We start from the raw sequence: 4,170 nt of genomic DNA, 5'->3' as shown, positions 1-4,170 counted from the left end.
GGCCAGCTCGACCACGGCGCGCAGCGGTTCGTCCGAGGGCCGGTCGTTGCCCGTCACGGCTCCAGGGTAGGCAATCGATCCCCATTTGCAGGATTTAGACCGATTGGACACTATGGGGGAGGCGACCCCTTGCGCCCCTCACGCCCCTGCTCCCGCCCCGGTCCCTGCCCCCGCACCCGGCCACTCCGGCTTCCGCTTCTCGTTGAAGGCGGCAACGCCCTCCTTCCGGTCCGGCGAGAGCGCCGTCCGCTGCCACGCCGCGTCCTCGATCTCCAGCCCCGCCCGCAGGTCCCGCCCGTAGCCCAGCCGCAGCGCCCGCTTCGCGGCCCGTACGCCCACCGGCGAGTTGCCCGCGATCCGCCGCGCCAGCTCCAGCGCCGCCGTACGGGCCTCGCCCGCCGGCACCAGCCGGTCGACCAGGCCCAGCGCGTGGGCCTCCGCCGCCTCCACCCGCTGCGCGGTGAAGATCAGCTCCGCCGCGCGGGCGGAGCCCACGCGGCGCGGCAGCAACTGCGTCCCGCCGCCGCCCGGCACGACGCCGACCGACACCTCCGGCAGCCCGACCACCGCCGTCTCGTCGGCGACGATGAAGTCGCAGGACAGCGCCAGCTCGTACCCCCCGCCGAGGGCGAAGCCGTGCACCGCGGCGATGGCCGGCACCGGCAGCTCCAGCACCCCCGTGTATGCGGCGCGCGCCGTGGGGCGGTGGCGGAGCATGTCCGCGTCGGTGAAGTCGTTGCGCTCCTTGAGGTCCGCGCCGACGCAGAACGCCCGCTCGTGGCTGGAGGTGAGGACCACGGCCCGGACCGAGGCGTCCGCGGCCAGCCGCGCGGTGGTCTCGGTGAGCGCGCGGGCCAGTTCCGTGGAGACGGCGTTCATGGCCTCCGGCCGGTCGAGGACCAGCTCGGCGACGTACTCGTGCGTGCGGACGGCGATGCCCTCGCCCATGCGAATCGGCCTCCGGCGGCTCGTGGTGTTAACGGTCGCTAACGTAGTGCGTGGAGTGGCGCCGCGCCAGGGCTGACCAAGTGTGTTTTCTGATCAGTTGGACGTCCCGCGAGGGGGCCCGTGCAGCGCCCGTGACAGCTCGGGATTCACTTCGTAAGGTTCCTGAATATGAATATGCACCCCCGTCCCGCGCCGGTCGTCCTCGGGCCCGCCGGCACCACCGCGGACGACGTCCTCGCCGTCGCCCGCCGCGGCGCACCGGTCGAGCTGTCCGCGGGCGCCCTCGACGCGCTCGCTGCCGCCCGCCGCGTCGTGGACGACCTCGCCGCCAAGCCCGACCCGGTGTACGGCGTCTCCACCGGCTTCGGCGCCCTCGCCGTCCGGCACATCAGCCCCGACCTGCGCGTGCAGCTCCAGCGCAACATCGTCCGCTCGCACGCGGCCGGCATGGGCCCGCGGGTGGAGCGCGAGGTCGTACGCGCGCTGATGTTCCTGCGCCTGAAGACGCTGGCCTCCGGCCACACCGGCGTACGGCCCGAGGTCGCCCGGGCGATGGCGGGGATCCTCAACGCCGGCATCACGCCGGTCGTGCACGAGTACGGCTCCCTCGGCTGCTCCGGCGACCTCGCCCCCCTCTCGCACTGCGCGCTGGCGCTCATGGGCGAGGGCGACGCCGAAGGCCCCGACGGCACCGTGCACCCGGCCGCCGAACTGCTCGCGGCGCACGGCCTCGCACCCGTCACCCTGCGCGAGAAGGAGGGCCTGGCGCTGCTCAACGGCACCGACGGGATGCTCGGCATGCTGCTCATGGCCTGCGCCGACCTCGCCGCGCTGCTCACCGCCGCCGACGTCACCGCCGCGCTGACGATGGAGGCCCTCCTCGGCACGGACCGGGTGCTCACGCCCGGACTGCACGCCGTGCGCCCCCACCCCGGCCAGGCCGCCAGCGCCGCCAACATGCTCAAGGTGCTCGACGGCTCCGGCCTCACCGGCCACCACCAGACCGGCCACGACGGCCTGCCCGCCGCGCCCCGCGTGCAGGACGCGTACTCCGTGCGCTGCGCGCCGCAGGTCGCGGGCGCCGGCCGGGACACGCTCGCGCACGCCCGTACGGTCGCGGACCGGGAGCTGGCCGCCGCCGTCGACAACCCGGTGGTGATCGGGGGCCGGGTCGAGTCCAACGGGAACTTCCACGGCGCCCCCGTCGCGTACGTCCTGGACTTCCTCGCTGTCGCCGCCGCCGACCTCGGCTCCATCGCCGAGCGCCGCACCGACCGGCTGCTGGACAAGAACCGCAGCCACGGCCTGCCCGCCTTCCTGGCCGGCGACCCCGGGGTCGACTCGGGGCTGATGATCGCCCAGTACACCCAGGCCGCGCTGGTCGGCGAGTTGAAGAGGCTGGCCGTGCCGGCGTCGGCGGACTCGATCCCGTCGTCGGCGATGCAGGAGGACCACGTCTCCATGGGCTGGTCCGCGGCGCGCAAGCTGCGCACCGCGATCGACCACCTGACCAAGGTGCTGGCCGTCGAGATGTACGCGGCCACCCGCGCGGTCGAGTTGCGCGCCGGGCTCACGCCGGCGCCCGCCACGCAGGCCGTGCTGCGCGCCGTGCGCGACGCGGGGGTGGCGGGGCCCGGGGAGGACCGCTTCCTGTCGCCGGATCTGGCCGCGGCGGAGGGGTTCGTACGCTCCGGCCGGCTCGTCGCGGCAGTGGAGTCCGTCACAGGACCGCTTTCATGATCTGTCTAGATCTGATCGAAACGGCACTGACCTGCACTGATCTGTCTTTGAATGTCCGAGGGCAGGACGGAGGTCCCGGACGTGTGTCAGGAGCGTTGGTGGCGTGTGCCACAGTGGGGGAGCAGGGCGGAACGGACCAGTGGGGATCGGGCGTCCTACCCCGTGAGGTAGGGCAATCGTGCCGTTCGCGGTGAAGGGGAGTTTCGACGTGAGGGTGTACGGCAAGGGGCGGCGCGGGCTGGCACTGTCGGCGCTGGCGATGAGCGCCGTGCTGGGGCTGACCGCGTGCGGCGGCGACAGCAAGGCGGACGACTCCGGGGACGACAAGGAGTCCGCCTCCGAGCAGAAGAAGAACGTGCCGGACGCCCGAATATCGATAGCGCCCAAGGACGGTACGGAGAACGTCGGGATCAACTCCGACACCGAGGTCACGGTCAAGGGCGGCAAGCTCACCGAGGTCGTGCTGACCGTGGCCGGCAGCACCGACCCGGTCGCCGGGACCATCTCGGACGACGGCGCCTCCTGGAAGCCGGACGCGGCGCTGGAGCGCGGCACGGAGTACCGGATCACGGCCAAGGCCGAGGACGGCGACGGCCAGGTGTCCACGTCCAACGCGAACTTCTCCACCGTCTCCACCGAGAACAGCGTGATCGGCTACTTCACCCCGGAGGACGGCACCGAGGTCGGCGTCGGCATGCCCGTCTCGCTCAACTTCGACAAGCCGGTCGAGGACAAGGCGGCCGTCGAGTCCAAGATCGCGGTCGAGTCGAGCACCGGCCAGGAGGTCGTCGGCCACTGGTTCAACGACACCCGGATCGACTTCCGCCCCGAGGAGTACTGGCAGGCGGGCTCCACCGTCACGATGGACATGAACCTCGACGGCGTCGAGGCGTCGCCCGGCGTCTTCGGCGTGCAGGACCGCGAGATGAGCTTCACCGTGGGCCGCTCGCAGGTCACCACCGTCGACGTCAAGGCCATGACGATGGACGTCGTGCGCGACGGCAAGAAGATCAAGTCCATCCCGATCTCCGCGGGCTCGGCCGAGAACCCCACGTACAACGGCCAGATGGTGATCTCCGAGAAGCACAAGGAGACCCGGATGGACGGCTCGACCGTCGGCTTCACCGACGACGAGGGCGAGAGCGAGTACGACATCCCGGACGTGCCGCACGCCATGCGGCTGTCCACCTCCGGCACGTTCATCCACGGCAACTACTGGGGCGGCCAGGGCGTCTTCGGCAGCGCCAACACCAGCCACGGCTGCGTCGGCCTGTTCGACAAGCAGGGCGCGAACGACTCGGGCACGGACGGCGCGTGGTTCTACGACCAGTCGCTCCTCGGCGACGTCGTGATCGTCAAGAACTCGCCCGACGAGACCATCGCCCCGGACAACGGCCTCAACGGCTGGAACATGGACTGGGCCGCGTGGCAGCAGGGCAGCGCGCTCTGAGCTGACGCGCGGAACCGCCGGGCTCCGGCCCG

Annotated in this window: 3 protein-coding genes; 2 read left to right on the top strand and 1 reads right to left on the bottom strand. The window is 72.1% G+C overall.

Translation table 11 applies throughout. The features are described 5' to 3' along the window. Window positions 1-138: 138 nt before the first annotated feature. Window positions 139-948 (bottom strand): enoyl-CoA hydratase/isomerase family protein, encoded by an 810-nt coding sequence (locus H5J30_RS20015; protein WP_181788783.1) that lies wholly within the window; start codon window positions 946-948, stop codon window positions 139-141. Between the two features lie 174 nt (window positions 949-1,122). Between H5J30_RS20015 and hutH the strand changes: the two genes are divergently transcribed. Next, entirely contained in the window at window positions 1,123-2,688 is a 1,566-nt protein-coding gene (hutH, locus tag H5J30_RS20010) for a histidine ammonia-lyase (protein WP_374101002.1), read from the top strand. Between the two features lie 178 nt (window positions 2,689-2,866). Beyond that, a complete protein-coding gene (locus tag H5J30_RS20005; RefSeq protein WP_181788781.1) occupies window positions 2,867-4,138 on the top strand; it encodes a L,D-transpeptidase in 1,272 nt (423 codons plus the stop codon). Window positions 4,139-4,170 lie beyond the last annotated feature (32 nt).

This window comes from Streptomyces phytophilus (genome assembly GCF_013870535.1).
Lineage (GTDB): Bacteria > Actinomycetota > Actinomycetes > Streptomycetales > Streptomycetaceae > Streptomyces > Streptomyces phytophilus.
The sequence above is the reverse complement of the archived record's forward strand: the minus strand, read 5'-3'. Positions and strand labels throughout refer to the sequence as shown.

What these genes read in the sequence shown, in the direction of transcription:
- H5J30_RS20015 (WP_181788783.1), bottom strand. Translation starts at nt 948, where the DNA reads ATGGGCGAGGGCATCGCCGTCCGCACGCACGAGTACGTCGCCGAGCTG.
- hutH (WP_374101002.1), top strand. Translation starts at nt 1,123, where the DNA reads ATGCACCCCCGTCCCGCGCCGGTCGTCCTCGGGCCCGCCGGCACCACC.